The sequence below is a fragment of the Paraburkholderia sejongensis genome (genome assembly GCF_020880815.1).
GTDB classification, from domain to species: Bacteria; Pseudomonadota; Gammaproteobacteria; order Burkholderiales; family Burkholderiaceae; genus Paraburkholderia; species Paraburkholderia sejongensis.
Genome location: NZ_JAJITD010000010.1, coordinates 246,814 through 268,982, shown reverse-complemented (window position 1 = coordinate 268,982; position 22,169 = coordinate 246,814). Strand labels below are relative to the sequence as shown.

Below are 22,169 nucleotides of genomic sequence, written 5' to 3'. Positions count from 1 at the left end.
CCGGCGTTTCTCCATGCGGGGCCGCGCGGGGTGTCCGGGCGGCGGGTTGTTCTGGCCTTCGGCGGTCGTGTCGCGTCGGGTCGGTCGTTTATTCAGTCAGTCAGGGGGTTGGCCGCTGGCGGCGCCGCGGTGTTTGCGTCCGGTAAGTCCCGCAGCGCGTCCAGCGCATCGAGTATCGCTTCCGGTGTCGCCGGCGCCCGCAATGGCGGAGCAGCTTTGGCGCCCGGCACCGCGGCGGCGATCGCATCGCGAAGCGCCAGCAATACCGAGAACGGCAGCAGCAGCGGCGGCTCGCCGACCGCCTTCGAGCGGAACACGGTCGGCTCGACGTTACTATTTTCGTAGAGACGAACGTAAAACGCGGCGGGCGTGTCGCTGACGGCCGGAATCTTGTACGTCGACGGCGCGTGCGTCATCAGCCGGCCGTCGCGATTCCACCATAGTTCTTCGCTGGTGAGCCAGCCCATCCCCTGAATGAAGCCGCCTTCGACCTGGCCCAGATCGATCGCCGGATTGATCGACTGGCCGGCGTCGTGCAACGCGTCGACGCGCAGCAGCTTCCATTCGCCGGTCAGCGTATCGATCACGACTTCCGATACCGCCGCGCCATACGCGAAGTAATAGAACGGATGGCCGGTCAGCGTCTGCGCGTCCCAATGCACTTTCGGCGTCGCGTAAAAGCCGTCCGACCACAACTGCACGCGCGCCAGATACGCGGCGTTGACCAGTTGTCCGAACGGCATCGCGCCGCCGTTCACACTCACGCTGCCATGGGCGAACTGCACGTCGGCCGCGCTGCCGCCGAGCAGCTTCGCCGCGAGTTCGGCGAGCCGCGCGCGAATCTTTTGCGCGGCGTCTTCGGCGGCCTTGCCGTTCAGATCGCTGCCGGTCGACGCGGCGGTCGCCGACGTATTGGCGACCTTCGACGTATCGGTGGCCGTCACCCGGACCCGCGCGAGCGGCAGGCCGAACTGGTTCGCGACCACTTGCGCGACCTTCGTGTTGAGCCCCTGGCCCATTTCGGTGCCGCCGTGATTGACGAGCACGGAGCCGTCCTTGTACACGTGCACGAGCGCGCCGGCCTGGTTCAGGAACGGTACGTTGAACGAAATACCGAACTTGACCGGCGTCAGCGCGATCCCGCGCTTCAGAACCGGGCTGCGCGCGTTGAACGCGGCGAGTGCCGCGCGGCGCGCGCGGTAGTCGCTGGTGTCGAGCAGCGCGTCGGTGAGCGGCGCGAGGATGTTGTCGTCGACGCGCTGCCCGTACGGCGTCGTATCGCGTTCGCCGACGCCGTAGTAATTCGCGAGCCGCACGTCGAGCGGATCGATTTGCAATTGCCGCGCGATGCCGTCGAGCAGCACTTCCATCACGAGCGCGCCTTGCGGTCCGCCGAAGCCGCGAAACGCGGTGTTCGACTGCGTATTGGTCTTGCAGCACAGCGCGACGATATCGACGTCGGCGAGATAGTACGCGTTGTCGAAGTGGCATACCGCGCGCGTTGCGACCGCGCCCGACAGGTCCGCCGAATAGCCGGCGCGCAACGCGATCTCGACGTGCACGCCTGACAGGCGCCCGCGTTCGTCGAAGCCCGCTTCGTACTCGTAGACCGCGTCGTGGCGCTTGCCGGTGATCATGAAGTCGTCGTCGCGATCGGCACGCAGTTTGACCGGCCTCTTCGTGCGCTGCGCGGCGAGCGCGGCCACGCACGCGAACAGCGCCGACTGCGATTCCTTGCCGCCGAAGCCGCCGCCCATCCGCCGGCACTCGCATACAACGCTGTGCGCGGGCCAGTCGAGCATATGCGCGACCACCTGCTGCATTTCGCTCGGATGCTGCGTCGAGCTGTAGACCAGCATGCCGTCCATTTCCTTCGGCAGCGCGTACGCGATCTGGCCTTCGAGATAGAACTGTTCCTGGCCGCCGACTTCGAACGTGCCTTGCAGCCTATGCGGCGCGGCGGCGATTTTCGCATCGGGGTCGCCGCGCCGCAGATGCAGCGGCGGCAGCACGAACTGCTTGGCCGCTTTCGCCTGCGCCGCGGTCAGGATCGCTTCGAGCGGTTCGTAGCGGACCACGTCGTCGCTTTTCGCGAGCGCGGCCGCGCGGCGCGCGAGTTCGTGCGTCTCGGCGATGACCGCGAAGACCGGCTGGCCCAGGTACTGCACGATGCCGTCCGCGAGGATCGGGTCGTCGTGCAGCACCGGGCCGCAATTGTTCTCGCCGGGGATGTCGTCGGCGGTCAGTACCGCGATCACGCCTGGCGCGTTGCGCACCGCGTCGAGATCCATCGATACGATGCGCGCATGCGCGTGGCGCGACAGACCGAGCGCCGCGTGCAGCGTGCCGTGCGCCTCGGCGATGTCGTCGGTGTAGGTCGCTTCGCCGCTCACGTGCAGTTCGGCCGATTCATGCGGCAGCGGCACGCCGATGGCGGCGTCGTTCGTTTCGACGGCGCGTGGCGCCGGTCCGGTCCCGGCACGTTCTTCGACAAACACATCGGTGCGGTTCATCACGGCACCTCCTTCGCGATAGCCGCCGCGTCGGCTTCGAATGCGAACGCGTTGACGTCGCACAGCGCGAGCGGCGCGTCGTCGCGCGTTTCGAGGTAGAAGCGCCACAGCAGATTGCGCGCGACCTTCAGCCGGTACGCGCTCGATGCGCGCATGTCGGTGAGCGGCTGATAGTCGGCGGCGAGCGCGTCCATCGCGCGGCGCGCGGTGGCTTCGTCCCAGCTTGCGCCGTCGAGCACCGCTTCGGCGTGCGCGGCGCGCTTCGGCGTCGCGGCCATCCCGCCGAACGCGACGCGGGCCGCGCGGATCGTGCGATCGTCGCCGATGTGCAGCGCGAACGCCGCGCATACCGCCGAGATGTCCTGGTCGTAGCGCTTGGCCACCTTGTAGGTGCGAAAGCGCAGCGTGCCGGCCGGGCGCGGCACGCGCAACGCGGCGACGAATTCGCCGGCGCGCAGCGCGCTCTTCTGATAGCCGACGTAGAACGCATCGAGCGGCAGCGTGCGGCTCGTGCGTTCGCGGCGCAGCACGAGCTCGGCGTCGAGCGCGAGCAGCGCCGGCATCGAGTCGCCGATCGGCGAGCCGTTCGCGACGTTGCCGCCGAGCGTGCCGGCATTGCGGATCGGCCGCGACGCGAAGCGGGTCCACAGTTCGGCGAGTTCGGGGTAGTCGGCGGTGAGCGCGGCGAACGCGTCTTCGAGGGTGGCGGCCGCGCCGATGGTCAGCATCTGCGCGTCGCGCGCGACCGTTTTCAGCTCGGCGACGTTGCCGGTGTACAGCAGCTCGCCGGGTTCGCGGAACTGCTTGGTGACCCACAGCCCGACATCGGTGCTGCCCGCGACGATGCGCGCGTCCGGGTGCTGCGCGCGCAGCGTCGCGAACGCATCGAGCGAGACGGGGGCGTAGAAGGCGGGGGAGCCGAACGCGGCGCCGCGCACATCCGGCGCGCGGTATTCGAAAGTGTCCGCGCGTTGCAGCGTGCGCAGCGTCGCGACGAGCGCGTCGCGCTCGAGTGCGACGCGCGGATGCCGCGTGTAATCGAACATTTTCTGCGCGGCCTCGACGATCGGCCGGTAGCCGGTGCAGCGGCACAGATTGCCGGACAGCGCGGCGTTGATTTCATCGCGGGTCGGCAGGCCGGCGCCGGCGGGCTGGTTTTCGTACAGCGCCCACATCGACATCGCGAAGCCGGGCGTGCAGAAGCCGCATTGCGAACCGTGACAGTCGACCAGCGCCTGCTGGACCGGATGCAGCGCGCCGTTCGCGCCGCGCAGGTCTTCGACGGTGAAGAGGGCGCGGCCGTCGAGCGTCGGCAGGAACTGGATGCACGCATTGACCGCTTTCAGCGCGAGGCCGCCGCGCGCATCGAGTTCGCCGACGACGACCGTGCAGGCGCCGCAATCGCCTTCCGCGCAGCCTTCCTTGGTGCCCGTGCAGCGCAGATCCTCGCGCAGGTGCTGGAGCACGGTGCGCGTCGCCGGGACGCCCGCGACCTCGCGGACGGACCCCTGGTGATAGAAGCGGATGGTTTGCGTTGTCATGGCGAATCGGAAGACAGTGCGGACCGGGCGCGCGTTACGCAGGGGGCCGCTTGACGCTGGCCTCGCGCACGTAGATCGCCATCCAGACCCGACGATAGCACTACGCCGGGCCGAAAATATTTTCCGCGCCGCATGAAGCTCATGCGGCGGCGGTCATGATGCTCGTACGATTCGCGCGGCGGCGGGAAGTTGCGGGGAAGGAGAGGGCGGCGCGCATCGGAGGCGGGGAACGGCGGCGGGGAACGGCGGCGGACAACATCGCGGTGAATCCGGCGCTCCACCCGCGCACGGATTCGCCCGTTTTTTCAAACCGCGTTAGCCGACCCGGCGGCGGTTGCGCACCAGACTCAGCGCGAGCGCCGCAAACGCGACCACGAAGCCGACCAGCGACCACATCGGCAGCGACAAGCCGAGAATCGGCGGATAGGGGGTCTCGCACAGGCCGGCGACCTTGAACACGCTCGGCAGCCAGTGCGCGGGCGGCAGGCTATCGACGACCGGTTGCAGCGCGTCGAAGCCGCAGCTGAAGCCGGGATTCGCCTGCACGTACACGTGGCGCGCGGCGGTCACGATGCCGGCGAGCGCCGACAGCGCGGCCAGCAGTTCGAGCACGCGCACCCCGCGCCAGTTGTGAAAGCGCGAGCCGAGGAACGCGAAGATCGCGATCAGCAGGAAGAAGTAGCGCTGGATGATGCACAGCGGGCACGGGTCTTCGTGCTTGACGAACTGCAGGTATAGCGCGCCGCCCACCAGGGCGACGCAGATCAGGCCGAGCAGAACCAGCAGGGAGCGCTCGCGGCGCAGCATCGCGGAATCGTTGTTCATGGGTCGTCGGGTTATCTCGAAACGGTGAGAGCGGGTGCCCGCGATTCTAGCGCGAACGCCCGCGCGGCCGCGTATCGGCAGACGATTCCGGCGCGGGCCGAAATGCCGTAGTGCGGCCGCGCTTTGCCGCTTGCCGCTAACCGCTAACCGCGCGCGTTGCCGCTCGCCGCGAACCCCGCTCCGCTCACCGGATCGCGTTCAACACCGCCTCGGCCGCCCGCCCGATTGCCAGCAGCGCGTCGTCCGCGTGCGGCGCGCCCGCCAGCATCAGCCCGACCGGCGCATCGCCGCGCAGATGGCACGGCAGCGACAGCGCGCAGCTGTCGAGGAAGTTGAACGCGCTCGGATTGCGCAGGATCAGCGCATTGGTGCGGCCGAACGCGTCGTCGTCGTGCAGCAGGTCGGCGAGGCGCGGCGGCACCACCGGCACGGTCGGCGCGACCACTGCGTCGAAGCGCTGCCACAGCGTGCGCGCGGCTTCGTCGAGCATCGCCCGCCGCTCGGCCAGCAGGTCCAGATAGTCGACCGCGCTGGCCGGCTGCCCTTTCAGAATGCGCACCAGCACGCGCGGGTCGTACCGGTCGCGATGGCGTTCGAGCAACGGCCGATGCCACGCATACGCCTCGATCGGCGAAAAGCCGATCCGGTTGATCTCCGGCAGCCGGTCGAGCGGCGCGAAGCGCACTTCGCTGACGATCGCGCCGGCCGCTTCCAGATGCTTGAGCGCGGTATCGATTGCGCGCGCGACCTCGGGCTCGACGCCGTCGGTCACGTAATGGGTCAGCACGCCCAGGCGCACCCCTTCGAGCGGCCGCGCGGCCGGGATGCGCGGCTCGAGCCCGGCGAGCATCCGGTCGACCAGCGCGCAGCACGCGACCGACACGCCGATCGGCCCGAACGAATCGAGCGTACTCGACAGCGGCACGCCGCCCTGTTTCGGAATTCGCGCGGCGGTCGGCTTGAAGCCGGTCAGCCCGCACAGCGCGGCCGGGATGCGGATCGAACCGCCGGTGTCGGTGCCGAGCGCGACCGCCGCCATGCCGTCGGCGACCGAGGCCGCCGCGCCCGACGACGAGCCGCCCGAAATCCGCTCGTCGCCCGTCACGCCGCGCCGGTACGGCGACAGCGGATGGCCGTAGTGCGGATTCAGGCCGAGCCCGGAGAACGCGAACTCGCTCATGTTGGTCCGCCCGACCAGTACCGCGCCGGCGCGCTTCAGCCGGGCGACCGCGACCGCGTCGGCGGTGGCCGGCGGCGCGTCGGCGAGCACCGCCGAGCCGGCGCGGGTCGGCTGGCCTTCGATGTCGAACAGATCCTTGACCGACACCGGGATCCCGGCGAGCGGCGACAGCACGGTGCCGGCTGCGCGCAGGCGGTCGTGCGCGTCGGCGGCGCGGCGCGCGGCGTCGGCGTCGACGTGCATGAAGACCGCCGCGCCCTGGCCGGCCGGATCGGCGATCCGTTCGAGTGCGGTTTCGACCAGCGCGCGGCTGGTGGTGCGGCCGGCGGCGAGATCGGCGGCAAGCTGGGCAAGCGGCGGGAAGGGGGCGAATTCAGTGGCCATGAGGTTCGTTCGGATCCGGTTGAAGCGAGTGAAGGGATGAGCCCGTTGACGCAGCGACAGCGGCAGCGACCGCGTTGCCGATCGCGTCGATCGCGTCGAACGCGTCGATCGCGTCGCGCGTCGCGGGGCGCGCACGGCGGCGCGGTGCATGAGCAAAAAGTCTGCTATCGGCGGGGCCCCGGCCGGCAAGCACAGCGGGCAGGTTGGCGGGAACGTCATCGGAGCAGGTTGTCGGCCTGGCGGCGGGCGAGTCGGGCGGGAACTGGGGTGGCTGGTGCCTCGATCGTGTCTCGAAAATTTTGGGAAATATTAAGGTGATATCTGCGACGCGTCGAGGCCGTCGAAAACCGGCCCGCACGCGGTCGTCACATCACGTGTGGCGGCCGCCTTTTGCACGGAATTTCACCAGGGCACAATCAGACGCGGCCGATCCGTTTGTTAAACTGCGACGACACATTACTTTCTGTAAGGAACGCGTTCATGCACCAGGGCATTGGCTTCATTCAGGATCTGGCCGTCGTGATGGCGCTGGCCGGCGTCGTCACCGTGCTGTTCCATCGCATGAAGCAGCCGGTGGTGCTGGGCTATATCGCGGCCGGCGTGATCATCGGACCGTACACGCCGCCGTTCCAGCTGATCCACGACGAACAGACGATCCAGACGCTCGGCGAACTCGGCGTGGTGTTCCTGATGTTTTCGCTCGGGCTCGAATTCAGTCTGCGCAAACTGTTCAAGGTCGGCGCGACCGCGATCGTCGCGGCGCTCTCCGAGATCGTGCTGATGCTGTGGATTGGCTACGAGATCGGCAGCGCGTTCGGCTGGAGCCGGATGGACTCGCTGTTTCTCGGCGCGATTCTCGCGATCTCGTCGACCACGATCATCGTCAAGGCGCTGTCCGATCTCGGTCTGAAACGCGAGGGCTTCGCGCAACTGGTGTTCGGCATCCTGATCGTCGAGGACATTCTCGGCATCGCGATGCTGGTGCTGCTGACCGGCATCGCGCAGACCGGCCAGCTGAGCGCCGGGCTCGCCGCGATTACGCTCGGCAAGCTGCTGCTGTTCATGATGGTGTCGCTGCTGGTCGGCGTGCTGCTGGTGCCGCGCGCGCTGAACTACGTGGCCCGCGCGCACAGCGACGAGATGCTGCTGGTGTCGGTGCTCGGCTTCTGCTTCGGCTTCTGTCTGCTGGTCGTCAAGCTCGATTACAGCATCGCGCTCGGCGCGTTCCTGATCGGCGCGATCATGGCCGAGTCGCGCCATCTGCACCGGATCGAACATCTGATCGCGCCACTGCGCGACGCGTTTTCCGCGATCTTCTTCGTGACCATCGGGCTGATGCTGAACCCGGCCGTGATGATCGAGTACGCATGGCCGATCGCGCTGATCACGTTCGCGGTGATCGTCGGCAAGATCGTGTCGTGCGGGCTCGGCACCTTCCTCGCCGGGCGCGACGCGCGTACCTCGATGCGGGTCGGCATGACCGTGTCGCAGATCGGCGAGTTCTCGTTCATCATCGCATCGCTCGGCGTCACGCTGAAGGTCACGAGCGGCTTCCTGTATCCGATCGCGGTCGCGGTGTCGGCGCTGACCACTTTGACCACGCCGTATCTGATCCGCGTCGCCGATCCGCTCACGCGCAAGATCGCGCGGGTGATGCCCGACACGCTGTCGAACGTGTTCGGCCTGTATGGGCAGTGGCTGCGCAGCCTGACCACCGCGACCGGCGAGCCGACGCTGTTCAGCATGACGCGGCGGATCGTCGTGCAGATCGCGGTGAATCTCGCGTTCGTCGCCGCGATCTTCCTCGCCGTGTCGTATAGCGCGCCGTACACCGGCCGGCTGCTCGGCCACTGGCTCGCCGACGGCTCGTGGCAGCGGGTCGTGCAGTGGAGCATCGCGCTGTTCGTGTCGCTGCCGTTCCTGGTCGCGGTCTATCGCAAGACCAAATCGCTCGCGCTGCTGCTCGCCGAAGTCAGCGTGCAGCCGAGCAATGCCGGGCGCCTGACCAGCGCGTTGCGCCGCACGATCGCCGACGTGGTGCCGATCGTGTCGATGATCGGCGTGTTCCTGCTGGTGGCCGCGCTGTCGAGCAGCATCCTGCCGCCGACCGGCCTGCTGGTCGCCGTGCTGGTGTGCGCGGCGGTGCTGCTCGCGCTGGTGTGGCGCTGGTGCGTGAAGATTCACGCGTCGATGCAGATCGCGCTGCGCGAAACGTTCGAGGAACAGCCGGATCCTTGAGTTTGAGTGAGCGGGCTTCCGGGCGAGCGCGTGCAGCCGCGACGCGGCACTGCTGCAACAATGTGAGCAATTGTGTGCGCGTTTGCCCGCCCCGCGGCGCTGGCGGATAATCAGGGCATATTCATTCGTTCGCGTGAAAGGCGCCAGTCCGACAGTCATGAGCGAAAACAAACCCGAAAACGCCGGCACGACCGGCAGTCCCTCGGCAGCCACACCCACGCCGACCGGCGCGCCGAACACGGCCACCGCACTGCCTCCCTCGCATGAAGACGCCACCCGGTCGCCGGCCAAAGACGCCGCGACCGAGGAGGCGACCGTGCGCTCGTCGACCGACGATCCGCTGAGCGCGTCGTCGGTGACGCCCGAAGATCCCCGCTCGGCCCGCCTGCGCGATGCGGCCGAGGCGCGCAGCGCCGCTGCCGAATCCACCGCGCGGCAGGAAGCGGCGGTACATGAGCGCGACGCGCGGCGCGCCGGCAGCCACGCGGGCATTCCGGGTACCCAGGCAGGCACTCAGGCGGGTGCTCGTGCGGGTGCTCATGTGGGTACTCAGGCAGGCACTACGTCGGCCGGCACCGGCGCGACCGGCGCGAAGTTCGAGCCGGCGGTGAAACCGGCCCAGGTAGTGAAGCCCGTCCCATTGGTGAGCGAGCCGCCCGCGGACGTATCGATTTCCCCGGCGTCGGCGCCGTTCGGCGCTGTGGACGTCGACGTCGCCACCGAGGCCCCCGCCACCACCGCGCGTGCGGCCGGCTCGCCGCCGCCCGGCTTCGGCGCGGCGCCCGATTTCAGCGCGGCCAACCCGCCGCCGCCCAATGCGTTGCCGCCGACCCCGCCACGCTATCTGCGCCAGAGCGATTCGGCGTGGAGCGTGTTCGGCCGCATCATCGCGGCGCGCGCGCGGCAACTGTTCGATCGCGCGGGGCAGCGGATCACGCAGCGCACGCTGCGCATCGGCGTGTCGGCGCGGATCTTCCATCCGGAACCTGGCGCGATGGGGCTGCGCGGCAAGACGCTGCAGTATCTGGAGGAATCGATCGCGCACTGGGTGATGTCGCGCGACGTGCTGGTGTTCATGATTCCGACCGTCGGTCATCAGGGCATGCTGCACCCGAGCAATATCCGTTTGCGCGACTACGCGAAGCATCTCGACGGCCTGCTGCTGCAAGGCGGCGCCGACGTGTCGCCGCAGACCTACGCGGAAGCGGCGAGCAGCCACGAATGGCCCGGCGACCGGGTGCGCGACATGTACGAGCTGGAACTGCTACATGAGTTCATCGAGTCGGGCAAGCCGGTGCTGGGCGTGTGCCGCGGCTGTCAGCTGATCAACGTCGCGTTCGGCGGCACGCTGTACCAGGACATCGCGACCGACGTGCCGACCGCCGGCGCGCACGTCAACGAGAACTACGACCAGCACCGTCACGGCGTGCATTTCCCGGACGGCTCGACGCTGCTGAACATGTTCCCTGGACGGCGCGATGCGATTGTCAACTCGATTCACCACCAGGCGGTGAAGACGCTCGGCCGCGATCTGAACATCGAGGCGGTGTCGGCGTCGGACGGCATCATCGAGGCGGTGCGCTACCGTCGTGCGCCGTTCGTGATGGGCGTGCAGTGGCATCCGGAATTTCACCGCGCGGGCGGCCCGGAACTGCTCGATTGCACGCCGCTGCTCGATACCTTCCTGCGCGTCGCGCGGGAAACGCGGTTTTAATCGACATCGGGCAGAGTGCCGGCGCGTGCAATGCGCGCCGGCATTATTTTTTATGCCGGCGACGCGCTTATTCTCAAAATACTCAGGACTCGGGTGTGGTTTGTTGGCCCGTTAATTTGCGATAAAAAATCGAGATAAACCCGATTCTTAATATCCGCGTTAATCCGGTGCTTTATCTCGATTTTAAGTGCGTAGAGACAACAGTTAATTGCTTCGCCTCGCAGCAAATCCGCGCGATAATCGCGGGCTATTCTGGATTTGCGTGGAGCAGGCTGTATGAAGTATCCGTTGATCATCCGGCGCGCGATGTTGATCGCGAGCACCTATGCGCTGTGCCATGCGGGCAGCGCGCTGGCGGCACAGGACGGCGGCACCGCGCCGCGCGCCGGCACCCGGCCGGCCGTCAGTGAATTGACGCCGCAACCGGACGCCGCGGCCAGCGCGCCCGCCACCGTCGATGCAAGCGCGGATTCGGACCGCGCGTCCGGCACCGCGCGCGGCGATGTCGCCGAACTGATGCAACTGATTCACGACTCGAATCTGAGCGAATTGCGTACGACCTACAACGGCAGCTATGGCGCGAGTCTGTTTTTCTATCCGTCGCGGATGACGTATTACGTCGCGCTATTTCAGGATAAACATTTCTGGCGCGTGATTCGCTCGGCGTCGTCCGAACGCGCGGAAGCGATTTACGCCGATTTCGCCCGGCAGACCGAAAAGCTCGCCGACGTCGAGATCCGGCGCACGCAATTGCAGGCGCAGAACGCGTATCTGCAAGCGATCATCACTACGTCGCAGACGCAGGCGCAGCGATTGAAGGCCGATCTCGACGTCGCGCGCACGCAGCAGGCGAAGGCCGACGACTATCAACGTCAGACCCGCGGCGAGGCGCTCGCGCTGCGCGCCGAACGGGACAAGGCGCAGGCGCAATTGCGGGAGGTGCAGAGCCAGGTGATGCAGTTGCAGCAACAGACCGAACTCGGTTTGCCGTCACAGAAATAACGGGGTCGACGGCAAACGGCGTCAATGACAAAAAGCCCGGCTGTGGATGGCAGGCGGGCTTTTTTGTGCGCGTTGCTTCGATCCGAAGATGGATGCGAGCGCGTGAAATATCGCGCTTCGCGCCCCGCTCAGCGGGTGAAGCGGTCGGGGATTTCGGTCACGCGCCGTTGCGACAGATGATTCGCCCACTCGGTGCTATTGGCCGGCACGGCATTGGACCGGGCGGGGGCGGCATGATCGAGCAGATGCAGCGCGGCGGACATCGTGACGCTGTCGTAGTCGTCGGTGCCGAGCCAATCCGGCGCGCGCATCGCGTTGCGTTTGGCCGCGGCGCTCGCGCCCGGCCGTCCGGACACGTACGCACCGTGCGCGAAGCCGCTGCCATGCGACGCCGAATTGGCGGCATAGCGAGCCGCGGCCGGCCGATGCGTATCCATCCGGGCGACCGGCCGCGTGGAAGAAGAACGGGTATCGGAGGAGAGTGCTGTGGGCGTCGCGGCGTTTCGAGCGGAGGCTACGACAGACGTGGACGTTTCGGTCGACGAAGACGCTGATGCGGTCACGGATGCAGTCCCGGATGCCATATCCGGCTTCCGCACTGACGGCACCACCTCCGCGCGAACCGCCGCGCCACCGGGCGACTGCGCGGCCGTCCCGCCCGGCGCCGCTGCTTGCCGCGCGACCGCATCGTTTTGAGAGTCCTGCTTTTGCGACCGCGCATCGCCTCGCGCCAGCAGCGTTTGCAGCGGTTTGAGCATGTCCTCGACCACCTGCCGCGGAGTCTGATCGGCATGTTGCGCGAGCCGCAGCCACGCGAACAGCGCGACACAACCGAGCGCGCAGACGACGCCCGCCGCAACCACCCGCCGCTGCCAGGACCCACGCCGCCGCGCGGTTCCGGGCGTGCGAATCCTCAACGGGATACGCGTGGGCCCAAGGGGGTTCTTGCGGGTGGTATCGAACGATGCAGTTCGTGCGACCGGCTTCGGCGCGGCCGAACGCGCCGCGCCGCGCCGCGTTGATTTCGCCGGCTTCGCCGCCACGAGCCGCTGCACGCCGCCTCGCATGTGGTCGAACGTGACCCACTGCCCGTACCCCAGCAGTCCGCCTTCGCCGATGCAGACCGTGCGCAACAGTGCGGCGTAGAGCGACTCGAGTTCCTCGCGCCAGCGCTTTCCAGTGGGTAGAAACGACCAGTCGCGCCCGAATGGCTCGGGCAAGCGTTCGAGCGGACGCAGGCGGGGCAGCGCATAAGCGCCTTCGATCAGGGTGAGGGGTGTGCTGGACATCGGCTTGTTCCGGTGTCCGTGACAGAACCACCGGCGAGGCAGTCACGGAATCTATAGGAGACCGACGAAATTGCCGGCAGCCGAAAATAATGCCTCGAAACACGCGCGCCGAGATTCGTACTAAATCGAAAATTCAGCCAAAGCTTGCATGAAAAGGTCGCAACGTGTATTTGAGACAGCGTCGTCCGGCGACCCGAAAAGCCGCTGTGCTCAGGGCTTGAACCGGTACACGTAGCGCAATGCGGTGATGTCGACGCCGCCCATATGGTCCGGCTCGGCGCCGACGAACTGCCAGCCGTGCCGTTCGTAAAAGCCGATCGCCGCGATATTGCCTTCGAGCACGTACAGATACAGCTGCGCTTCGCCTTGCGCGCGCGCCCAGTCCTCGGCGGCGCGCATCAGCGTGCGGCCGACGCCGATCCCCTGGTAGGCGGGCAGCGCATGCAGGTTGTCGAGCAGCACGCCCCACGCGGAGCCGGGTTGTCGCTCGACGCACACGAAGCCGGTCGGCTCGCCGTCCAGCTCGGCCAGCAGCACGATGCGCCGCTCGCCGCCCGGCGCGCGCAATCGCGCGTCCCAGTAGGCCGCGCGTTCGCGGCTGACTTCGCTGTCGAGAAAAGCGTCGGGCAACAGCCCGCGGTAAGTGGCTTGCCAGCTTGCGCTGTGAATCGACGCGATCAACGCGGCGTCGGCGGGCGTGGCGGGGCGCAAGGAAAGAGCGGGGGTGGTTTGCATCGTCATCGTCAACTGGGTGTGGCCTTGCGCGGTCCTCTATGGTGCCGCCCGGCGGCAGCCTGTGTAAGCAAACTGTATGTATTTCGCAACAGCGTTATCAGCAGTAACATACGTGGCACCGGTCCCGCCTGACGCACAGCGTTTACCCTGATAGCGGCTCGACGCATTGCCCATCAGAATGCGGCGCCCCCGGCGCGAGTCCCAAAGTCCCCGTCTCGCGCGCGGTGCCGGCATCCGTCTGCCACACGCAGTAGATCGTTTTAATTGCCACACCGTCATGGTCCGCGTCGGTCGCGCGACCGGGCGGTGGGCTCATCCGAGAGTGTCATGTCGACTGCGACCCACGCTGCTTCCGTCAAGGAAGAATCCAAATTCAAGACAGTTTTCCGCGTCGTCAGCGGCAATTTTCTTGAGATGTATGACTTCATGGTCTATGGCTACTACGCTTCGGCGATCGCCAAGACCTACTTCCCGAGCGGCAGCGAATTCGCGTCGCTGATGCTGTCGCTGTCGGTATTCGGCGCGGGCTTCCTGATGCGTCCGCTCGGCGCGATCGTGCTGGGCGCGTACATCGACCATCACGGCCGCCGCAAGGGCCTGATCCTGACGCTGGGCCTGATGGCGCTCGGCACGCTCACGGTCGCGGCGATCCCGGGCTACGCGACGATCGGTCTGCTCGCGCCGGTACTGGTGCTACTCGGGCGATTGCTGCAAGGCTTCTCGGCCGGCGTCGAACTCGGCGGCGTGTCGGTGTATCTGTCGGAGATCGCGACCAAGGGCAACAAGGGCTTCTACTGTTCGTGGCAATCGGGCAGCCAGCAGGTCGCGGTCGTGTTCGCCGCGCTGATCGGCGTGGCGCTGAACAAGGCGCTGCCGGCCGAGCAGATGTTCGCATGGGGCTGGCGCGTGCCGTTCCTGATCGGCTGCCTGATCGTGCCGTTCCTGTTCATCATCCGCCGTTCGTTGCGGGAGACCGAAGAGTTCGAGGCGCGCAAGCATCGCCCGAGCATGGGCGAGATCATGAAGTCGATGGCCGCGAACTATCCGGTCGTGCTCGGCGGCATGGGGATGGTGATCATGACCACCGTGTCGTTCTACATGATCACCGCGTACACGCCGACCTTCGGCAAAGAGGTGCTCAAGCTCTCCGCGATCGATACGCTGATCGTCACGGTCTGCGTCGGTATTTCGAATCTGATCTGGCTGCCGCTGTCGGGCGCGTTGTCCGACCGGATCGGCCGCCGCCCGGTGCTGCTCGCGTTCACGGTCCTGACGATCCTCACCGCGTATCCGGCGCTGCAGTGGCTGGTCGCGGAGCCGTCGTTCGCGCGGCTGCTCGCGGTGCAGCTGTGGCTGTCGTTCCTGTACGGCTCCTATAACGGCGCGATGGTCGTCGCGCTGACCGAAGTGATGCCGGTCGAAGTGCGCACCGCCGGCTTCTCGCTCGCGTACAGTCTGGCGACGACGATCGGCGGTTTCACGCCGGCCATCGCGACCCTGCTGATTCACGTGACCGACAACAAGGCGGCGCCGGGTCTGGTGCTCGGGGTGGCGGCGATCTGCGGTCTGCTCGCGACGTTGTTCCTGTATCGCACGCCGGAGTCGCGCAATCAGTATCGGGCGGCTTGATGGCGGTGGTGCCGCGGCGTCTCGCGGCGCCGCGCCGGCTGAAGTAAAAAACCCCCGCGTTCGTGAGAACGCGGGGGTTTTTGTTTGGGGGCGCGGCTTGCCGGACTTCGCGCTAGCCGTGCCGCAGCTCCTGCGCGACCGCCTCGACGACTTCGTCCCACGCGCCCGGCCGCGGCTGCCGCACCAGCGTCGCGCCCGGATACCACGGGCTGCGCGCGTCGTCGTCGAACCAGCGCCAGTCGGGCGCGAACGGCAGCATCAGCCACAGCGGCTTGCGCAGCGCGCCGGCAAGGTGCGCGATCGACGTATCGATCGACACGACCGCGTCGAGCCGCTCGACGATCGCCGCGGTATCCGCGAAGTCGCCGATGCGCCCGTCGAAGCGATGGATCGACGCGGCGCGCGGATGCGCGTCGAGCGCCGCGCGCTCGGCGTCGGACAGCTCGGGCTGCAGCACGATCCAGTCGATGCCGTCGAGCGCGAACAGCGGTTCAAGCGCGGCGAGCGGCATCGTACGGGTTTCGTTGCGCTGGATTCGTCCCGACCACGCGAGCCCGATCTTGCGCTTCGCGTGCCCGCCGAGCGAGCCGCGCCATTTGCGGCCGTAGGCTGGCGGCACCTGCAGATACGGCGTGCGCGCCGGAATCGTGTCGTAGCGGGTGCCGAGCGCGAGCGGCAGGCTCAAAAGCGGAATCTGCAGATCGGCGGCGGGGCGCGGCTGGCCCTGCGCGATCAGCGTCACGCGCCACGCCTGCGCGGTGGGCGCGAGCAGCGGCAGCAATGCGGGCTGCACTTCGAGCACCACCCGCGCGGCGCGCCGCGCGGCGAGCGGCACGAAGCGCACGAACTGCAGCGTATCGCCGAAACCCTGCTCGGCATGGATCAGCAGCGTATGCCGCTCGATCGGCTCGCCGTGCCAGCGCGGCAGCGTCTGGATGACCGGCTGCGCGAGCGCTTGCAGCCGCCATTCGTATTCCGGCAGCCCGCGCTCGAAGTCGCGCATCGCCAGCCACGCGAGCGCGCGGTTCAGATGCGCGGAGGCCAGATCGGGGCGCAGGCGCAGCGCCTGATCGAGCGCGCGCACCGCGGCCGCGTGCGCGCCCAACGCCTGATGCGCGCTGCCGAGCGCGAGCCATGCGAGCGCGAATTGCGGGTCGAGCCCGACCGAGCGCTCCAGATACGGCAGCGCCTGCGCGGGCCGGCCGAGCGCCGCGAGCGCGTTGCCCATCCCGTAGATCGCCGGCGGCAGGTTCGGCTGCAGACGCAACGCGGCCTCGAACGATGCGACCGCCTGCGCATGGCGGCCGGTCGCATCGAAGGTATTGGCCAGGTTGAACAGCGCGGCGACGAAGCGCGGCTCGCTCGCGAGCGCCGCTTCGAAGCAGCGCACCGCTTCGTCGGGCCGGCCGAGCGCGTTCAGCGACATCCCCATATTGTTCAGCGCGCCCGCATGGCCGGGGCGCAATTCGAGCGCGCGGCGAAACGAGGCGATCGCCTCCGCGTGGCGGCCGAGCGCGTGCAGCGCGTTGCCGAGATTGTTGTGCGACGACGCATCTTCCGGTTGCAGACGCAGCGAGCGCGTGAACGCGTCGGCGGCGTCTTCGTGGCGGCCCAGCGACGCATACGCGTTGCCGAGGTTGTAATGCGCCATCGGAAAGGTCGGCGCGAGCGTCAGCGCGTTGCGGAACTGGTCGATCGCCGCGTCGATCTGGCCGAGCGCTTTCAGCGCATTGCCGAGGTTCAGCTGCAGCGCGGCGTCTTCGGGGCGCAGATCGACCGCACGCCGCACCAGCTCGGCGGCTTCCGCGTGCTGGCCTTGCTGGTGGCGCAACACGCCGAGCAGATGCAGCGCGTCGACGTGCGAGGGATCGAGGTCGAGCGTCGCGCGGTAGCCGCGTTCGGCGTCGTCGAGGCGGCCGTCACGATGCGCGGCGAACGCGCGGTCAAATACTGGTTGCATGACGGGGAGGGGCGTTCGGATCGGACTGAGCGCGCATTTTCCCATACTTGCCGGGGCCGGCCGGAAATCGGCCGGGTGGCGGCGTACACTAGAACGCACTGTTGCCCTCCCGGAGTTCCGCATGGACGCTGCCGCTTACGACGCGTCGCCGGTGCTGATCGTCGGGGCTGGTCCCACTGGACTTGCCGCGGCGATGAGTCTCGCGCGAGCCCAGATTCCCGTGCGTCTGATCGACAAGGCGCCGCAGCCGAATCCATATTCGCGTGCGGTCGGAATTCAGGCGCGCACGCTCGAACTGCTCGAACAGCACCGGCTGATCGAACCGTTTCTCGACCTCGGCCATCGCGCGCGCGTCGCCAATCTGTTTTCCAACGGGATGCGGCTCGCGCAGCTCGATTTCGATCCGTTGCACACCCGCTATCCGTATCTGCTGTTTCTCGACCAGTCGGTGACCGAGCGGCTGCTCACCGAACATCTGGCGACGCTCGGCGTGACGGTCGAGCGCGGCGTCGAACTGACGATGTTCCTGCAAGGCTCGGCGAGCGTCGAAGCGACGCTGCGTCATCCGAACGGCCGCAGCGAAACGATGCGCCCGGCCTACCTGATCGCCGCCGACGGCGCGCATAGCCCGATTCGCCACCGTCTCGGACTCAGGTTCGAGGGCAAAACGCTCGAACAGAACTTCCTGCTGGCCGACCTGCAAGCGCAAACCGAATGGCCCGACGACGAGTTTCATATCTTCGCGTCCGGGGAAGGCCTCGTCGCGCTGTTTCCGATGGGCCACGGCCGGCATCGGCTGATTGCCGATCAGGCGGTCGCGCCGGTGTTCAGCGCGGTGGGGCCGGCGGCGGTGCCGGCGGTGTCCGGGGTGTCCGGGGTGTCCGGGGCGTCCGACTCCGCGCCGCTCAATGCCGCCGCGGGCGCGGCGCCGGCCGCCGCAAGTGCGCCGCCGTCGCTCGAACAATGCAAGGCGCTGATCGCGCGACGCGTGCGCGAGCGGGTCGATGTCTCGGACCTCGCATGGTCGGCGCATTTCCGGGTGAACAGCCGGATGGTGGACCGGCTGCGGGTCGGCCGCGTGTTTCTGGCCGGCGATGCCGCGCATGTGCACAGTCCGGCCGGCGCGCAGGGAATGAACACCGGCATTCAGGAAGCGCTCAATCTCGGCTGGAAGCTCGCGCGGGTGATTCGCGGCGCGGCGCCGGACCGGCTGCTCGACACCTATCACGCGGAACGCCATCCGATCGAGCGCGACGTGCTGCGCCAGACCGGCTTCATCACGCAACTGGCTGAGGCCGATCACGGTCCGCTCAAGCTGCTGCGCGAGCGCGTGATGCCGGTGCTGGCCGCGCTCGGTCCGCTGCGTGACGCCGCGCGCGCGACGATCAGCGAGTTGTCGGTCCAGTATCGGCGCAGTCCGTTGACGCTCGAACGGGTGCTCGACGGCGGCCCGCGCGCGGGCGAGCGGGCGCCCGATGCGCTGGTGCACGTGATCGACGGTCCGCTCGGGCGGGCGCCGGGAGTCGGGTGCATTTTCGATCTGCACGATCCGGCGTACTTCTCGCTGTTTCTGCTGGTGCCGCCGCTACCGGTCGACGACACGCCGCTCGACCCCGCCGCGAAGCACGGGCCGGCGCCCGACCCGGAGGTCGAACGGCTGGCCGCCGAAGTCGAACGGCTGCTGCCGGGCGCGGTGCGGATCTGGCGCATCACCGACACCACCGGCGACGGCGCGCCGGCGCTGTCCGAATCGTATGGACGCACGCGGCCGGCGTTCTATCTGGTGCGGCCGGACGGCTATATCAGCGCGCGCGGGCGCACCGGCTCGGACCTGCATGGGCTCGTGCGGCACTGCGAGGCGTGGTACGCGATGGGCAGCGAGGTCGCGGCGCCGGTGGCGCTATGAGTACTGGGCTGGTGACAGCCGTCTAAAGCGGCGCGTGAGCCGCCGGCGCCGCGGCAGCCGGCGTCAGCTTCTCCCGATACCGGACGATCGCCTCGCGCGTGAAGGCCGTCAGCGCGAGACCGTGCGCATCCGGCGCTTCGTCGAGAGACGCGAGCAGCGCGCGGCGCATGCGCGGCTCCCACGAGCGGCGGATATGTTCGGCGACGCCGGTCAGCGCTTCCTCGTGATCCGGCATCGATTCGAAAAAGTCGCCGATCCGGTTCGCCATATCGATCAGATTGCGAATGTCCATGGCTCGCCTCACTTACCCGAGGTCACGCTGGCCGGCTCGCGCTGCCTGTGCAGATCGAGCTGTTCGCTGTTGAAGCGCGAATAGTCCTTCTGCCATTGCGACGGCTGCTCGACCGGCATCACCTGCACCGCGGTCACTTTGTACTCCGGACAATTGGTCGCCCAGTCGGAGCTGTCGGTCGTGATCACGTTGGCGCCCGATTCGGGGAAATGGAACGTCGTATAGACGACGCCCGGCTGCATCCGCGACGTCACCTTCGCGCGCAGCACGGTCTGTCCCGCGCGCGATTCGATGCCGACCCAGTCGCCGTCCCTGATCTCGCGCTCCTCGGCGTCGTCCGGATGCAGTTCGAGCCGGTCCTCCTCATGCCAGCGCGAGTTGTCGGTGCGGCGGGTCTGCGCGCCGACGTTGTACTGCGACAGGATCCGGCCGGTGGTCAGCAGCAACGGATACTTGCGCGTGACTTTTTCCGGCGACGCGAAGAACTTCGTGATCACGAACTTGCCCTTGCCGCGCACGAACTGGTCGACGTGCATCGTCGGCGTGCCGTCCGGTGCGTGTTCGTTGCACGGCCACTGGATGCTGCCCAGTTCGTCGAGCTTGCGATACGACACCCCGTGGAAGGTCGGCGTGAGGCGCGCGATCTCGTCCATGATCTCCGACGGATGCGCGTAGTCCATCTCGTAGCCGAGCGCGCGCGACAGCAGCAGCGTGACTTCCCAGTCCGCGTAGCCGCCGAGCGGCGGCATCACCTTGCGCACCCGCGAGATGCGGCGCTCGGCATTGGTGAACGTGCCGTCCTTTTCGAGGAACGACGAACCGGGCAGCAGCACGTGCGCGTATTTGGCGGTCTCGTTCAGGAAGATGTCCTGCACGACGATGCATTCCATCGCCGACAGCGCGGCCGCCACATGATGCGTGTTCGGGTCCGACTGCACGATGTCCTCGCCCTGGCAGTACAGGCCCATGAAGCTGCCGTGCAGCGCCGCGTCAAACATGTTCGGAATCCGCAGGCCCGGTTCGGACTGCAGCGTGACGTTCCACTCCTGTTCGAACTGCGCGCGCACCAGCGTATCGCCGACATGCCGATAGCCGGGCAACTCGTGCGGGAACGAGCCCATGTCGCACGAGCCCTGCACGTTGTTCTGGCCGCGCAGCGGATTGACGCCGACGCCTTCGCGGCCGATGTTGCCGGTCGCCATCGCGAGATTCGCAATACCTATCACCATGGTCGAGCCTTGCGCGTGTTCGGTCACGCCCAGGCCGTAGTAGATCGCCGCATTGCCGGCGGTGGCGTAAATCCGTGCCGCTTCACGCAGCTGTTGCGCGGGCACGCCGGTGACCGCTTCGGTCGCTTCCGGCGCGTTCTCCGGCAGCGCGACGAAATCGCGCCATTGTTCGAACGCGCGCGCTTCGCAGCGCTCGGCGATGAACGCGTCGGCGAGCAGCCCTTCGGTGACGATCACATGCGCGAGCGCATTGACGATCGCGACGTTGGTGCCGGGGCGCAACTGCAGATGATGGGTTGCCTTCACGTGCGGCGTATCGACGATATCGATGCGGCGCGGATCGACCACGATCAGCTTCGCGCCTTCCCGCACGCGCCGCTTCAGACGCGAGCCGAACACCGGATGGCCGTCGGTCGGATTCGCGCCGATCACCATGATCACGTCGGTCTTGTCGATCGACGCGAAGGTCTGGGTCCCCGCCGATTCGCCGAGCGTCGTCTTCAGGCCATAGCCAGTCGGCGAGTGGCACACGCGCGCGCAGGTGTCGACGTTGTTGTTGCCGAACGCGGCGCGCACGAGCTTCTGGACCAGATAGGTTTCCTCATTGGTACAGCGCGACGACGTGATGCCGCCGATCGAATCGCGGCCGTGCTTCGCCTGGATGCGGCGGAACTCCGACGCCGCGTAACCGATCGCTTCGTCCCAGCTGACTTCGCGCCACGGGTCGGTGATCTTCGCGCGGATCATCGGTTTGGTGATGCGGTCCTTGTGCGTCGCGTAGCCCCACGCGAAGCGGCCTTTCACGCACGCATGGCCTTCGTTCGCGTGGCCGTTCTTGTGCGGCACCATCCGCACGACCTGGTTGCCCTTCATCTCGGCCTTGAACGAGCAGCCGACCCCGCAATACGCGCAGGTCGTGACGACCGAGTGCTCGGCCTGGCCGAGCATCACGACGCTCTTTTCCTGCAGCGTCGCGGTCGGGCACGCGGCGACGCAGGCGCCGCACGATACGCACTCCGAATCCATGAACGGCTGGTTCTCGCTCGCGGCGACGCGCGATTCGAAGCCGCGTCCGGCGATCGTCAGCGCGAATGTGCCCTGGGTTTCCTCGCACGCGCGCACGCAGCGGTTGCAGACGATGCACTTCGACGGGTCGTACGTGAAGTACGGATTCGATTCGTCCTTTTTGTCTTTCAGGTGATTCGCGCCGTCGAAGCCGTAGCGGACTTCGCGCAAACCCGTCACGCCCGCCATGTCCTGCAATTCGCAGTCGCCGTTGGCCGGACAGGTCAGGCAGTCGAGCGGGTGATCGGAGATATACAGCTCCATCACGTTGCGGCGCAGCGACTGCAGCCGTTCGGTTTGCGTGCGCACCTTCATGCCGGCTTCGACCGGCGTCGTGCACGAGGCCGGATAACCGCGCCGGCCTTCGATTTCGACGAGGCACAAACGGCACGAGCCGAACGGTTCGAGCGAATCGGTCGCGCACAGCTTCGGCACGTTGACGCCGGCTTCGGCGGCCGCGCGCATCACCGAGGTGCCGGCCGGCACCGTGACAGCCTGGCCGTCGATTTCGAGCGTGACGTCGACGTCCGCGTGACGCGCGGGGGTGCCGTAGTCGGTGTCGTCGTGAAACGGGTTCGCCGCGCGGGCCTGCGCCTGCGCTTTGCACGCGCAATTGCCGGAGCCGCAGCCGCCGGCGGGAGAGTTGAACTGATCGAACATGGCAAGG

At 67.6% G+C, this 22,169-nt stretch carries 14 protein-coding genes; 5 read left to right on the top strand and 9 right to left on the bottom strand.

Annotation, left to right across the window (positions count from 1 at the left end):
* Positions 1-92 precede the first annotated feature (92 nt).
* From xdhB to LJ656_RS21135, 4 genes are all read right to left on the bottom strand, one after another.
* A complete protein-coding gene (gene xdhB, locus LJ656_RS21150) occupies positions 93-2,513 on the bottom strand; it encodes a xanthine dehydrogenase molybdopterin binding subunit (protein WP_230511307.1) in 2,421 nt (806 codons plus the stop codon).
* Entirely contained in the window at positions 2,513-4,054 is a 1,542-nt protein-coding gene (xdhA, locus tag LJ656_RS21145; RefSeq protein ID WP_230511306.1) for a xanthine dehydrogenase small subunit, read from the bottom strand. Before xdhA ends, xdhB begins: the two co-directional genes overlap by 1 nt.
* A 315-nt stretch (positions 4,055-4,369) precedes the next feature.
* A complete protein-coding gene (locus LJ656_RS21140; RefSeq protein WP_230511305.1) occupies positions 4,370-4,879 on the bottom strand; it encodes a disulfide bond formation protein B in 510 nt (169 codons plus the stop codon).
* A 184-nt stretch (positions 4,880-5,063) separates the two neighbouring features.
* Complete coding sequence (locus LJ656_RS21135; protein WP_230511304.1) at positions 5,064-6,443, bottom strand: amidase; 1,380 nt, start codon at positions 6,441-6,443, stop codon at positions 5,064-5,066.
* Positions 6,444-6,923: 480 nt separating this feature from the next.
* Between LJ656_RS21135 and LJ656_RS21130 the strand changes: the two genes are divergently transcribed.
* From LJ656_RS21130 to LJ656_RS21120, 3 genes are all read left to right on the top strand, one after another.
* Entirely contained in the window at positions 6,924-8,681 is a 1,758-nt protein-coding gene (locus tag LJ656_RS21130; RefSeq protein WP_230511303.1) for a cation:proton antiporter, read from the top strand.
* A 157-nt stretch (positions 8,682-8,838) separates the two neighbouring features.
* Complete coding sequence (locus LJ656_RS21125; RefSeq protein WP_230511302.1) at positions 8,839-10,395, top strand: type 1 glutamine amidotransferase; 1,557 nt, start codon at positions 8,839-8,841, stop codon at positions 10,393-10,395.
* Between the two features lie 276 nt (positions 10,396-10,671).
* On the top strand, positions 10,672-11,397 hold the full coding sequence (locus LJ656_RS21120) for a DUF2968 domain-containing protein (RefSeq protein WP_230511301.1): 726 nt from the start codon (positions 10,672-10,674) through the stop codon (positions 11,395-11,397).
* 128 nt (positions 11,398-11,525) lie between these two features.
* Here the strand turns inward: LJ656_RS21120 and LJ656_RS21115 are convergent, their stop codons facing one another.
* Entirely contained in the window at positions 11,526-12,686 is a 1,161-nt protein-coding gene (locus LJ656_RS21115; RefSeq protein ID WP_230511300.1) for a hypothetical protein, read from the bottom strand.
* A 210-nt stretch (positions 12,687-12,896) separates the two neighbouring features.
* Positions 12,897-13,421 (bottom strand): GNAT family N-acetyltransferase, encoded by a 525-nt coding sequence (locus tag LJ656_RS21110; RefSeq protein ID WP_230511365.1) that lies wholly within the window; start codon positions 13,419-13,421, stop codon positions 12,897-12,899.
* Positions 13,422-13,748: 327 nt separating this feature from the next.
* Between LJ656_RS21110 and tcuC the strand changes: the two genes are divergently transcribed.
* A complete protein-coding gene (tcuC, locus tag LJ656_RS21105; protein ID WP_230511299.1) occupies positions 13,749-15,050 on the top strand; it encodes an MFS transporter in 1,302 nt (433 codons plus the stop codon).
* A gap of 112 nt (positions 15,051-15,162) precedes the next feature.
* Here the strand turns inward: tcuC and LJ656_RS21100 are convergent, their stop codons facing one another.
* Positions 15,163-17,010, bottom strand: coding sequence for a tetratricopeptide repeat protein (locus tag LJ656_RS21100; RefSeq protein ID WP_230511298.1), 1,848 nt, complete (start codon positions 17,008-17,010; stop codon positions 15,163-15,165).
* A gap of 121 nt (positions 17,011-17,131) precedes the next feature.
* On the opposite strand from LJ656_RS21100, the gene LJ656_RS21095 reads away from it, so the two are divergent.
* Positions 17,132-18,916, top strand: a complete 1,785-nt coding sequence (locus tag LJ656_RS21095) for an FAD-dependent monooxygenase (protein ID WP_230511297.1) — start codon at positions 17,132-17,134, stop codon at positions 18,914-18,916.
* Between the two features lie 22 nt (positions 18,917-18,938).
* Here the strand turns inward: LJ656_RS21095 and LJ656_RS21090 are convergent, their stop codons facing one another.
* Both LJ656_RS21090 and fdhF read right to left on the bottom strand, forming a co-directional pair.
* Complete coding sequence (locus LJ656_RS21090) at positions 18,939-19,208, bottom strand: formate dehydrogenase subunit delta (RefSeq protein ID WP_230511296.1); 270 nt, start codon at positions 19,206-19,208, stop codon at positions 18,939-18,941.
* Positions 19,209-19,216: 8 nt separating this feature from the next.
* Entirely contained in the window at positions 19,217-22,162 is a 2,946-nt protein-coding gene (gene fdhF, locus LJ656_RS21085; protein ID WP_230511295.1) for a formate dehydrogenase subunit alpha, read from the bottom strand.
* Positions 22,163-22,169: the final 7 nt, after the last annotated feature.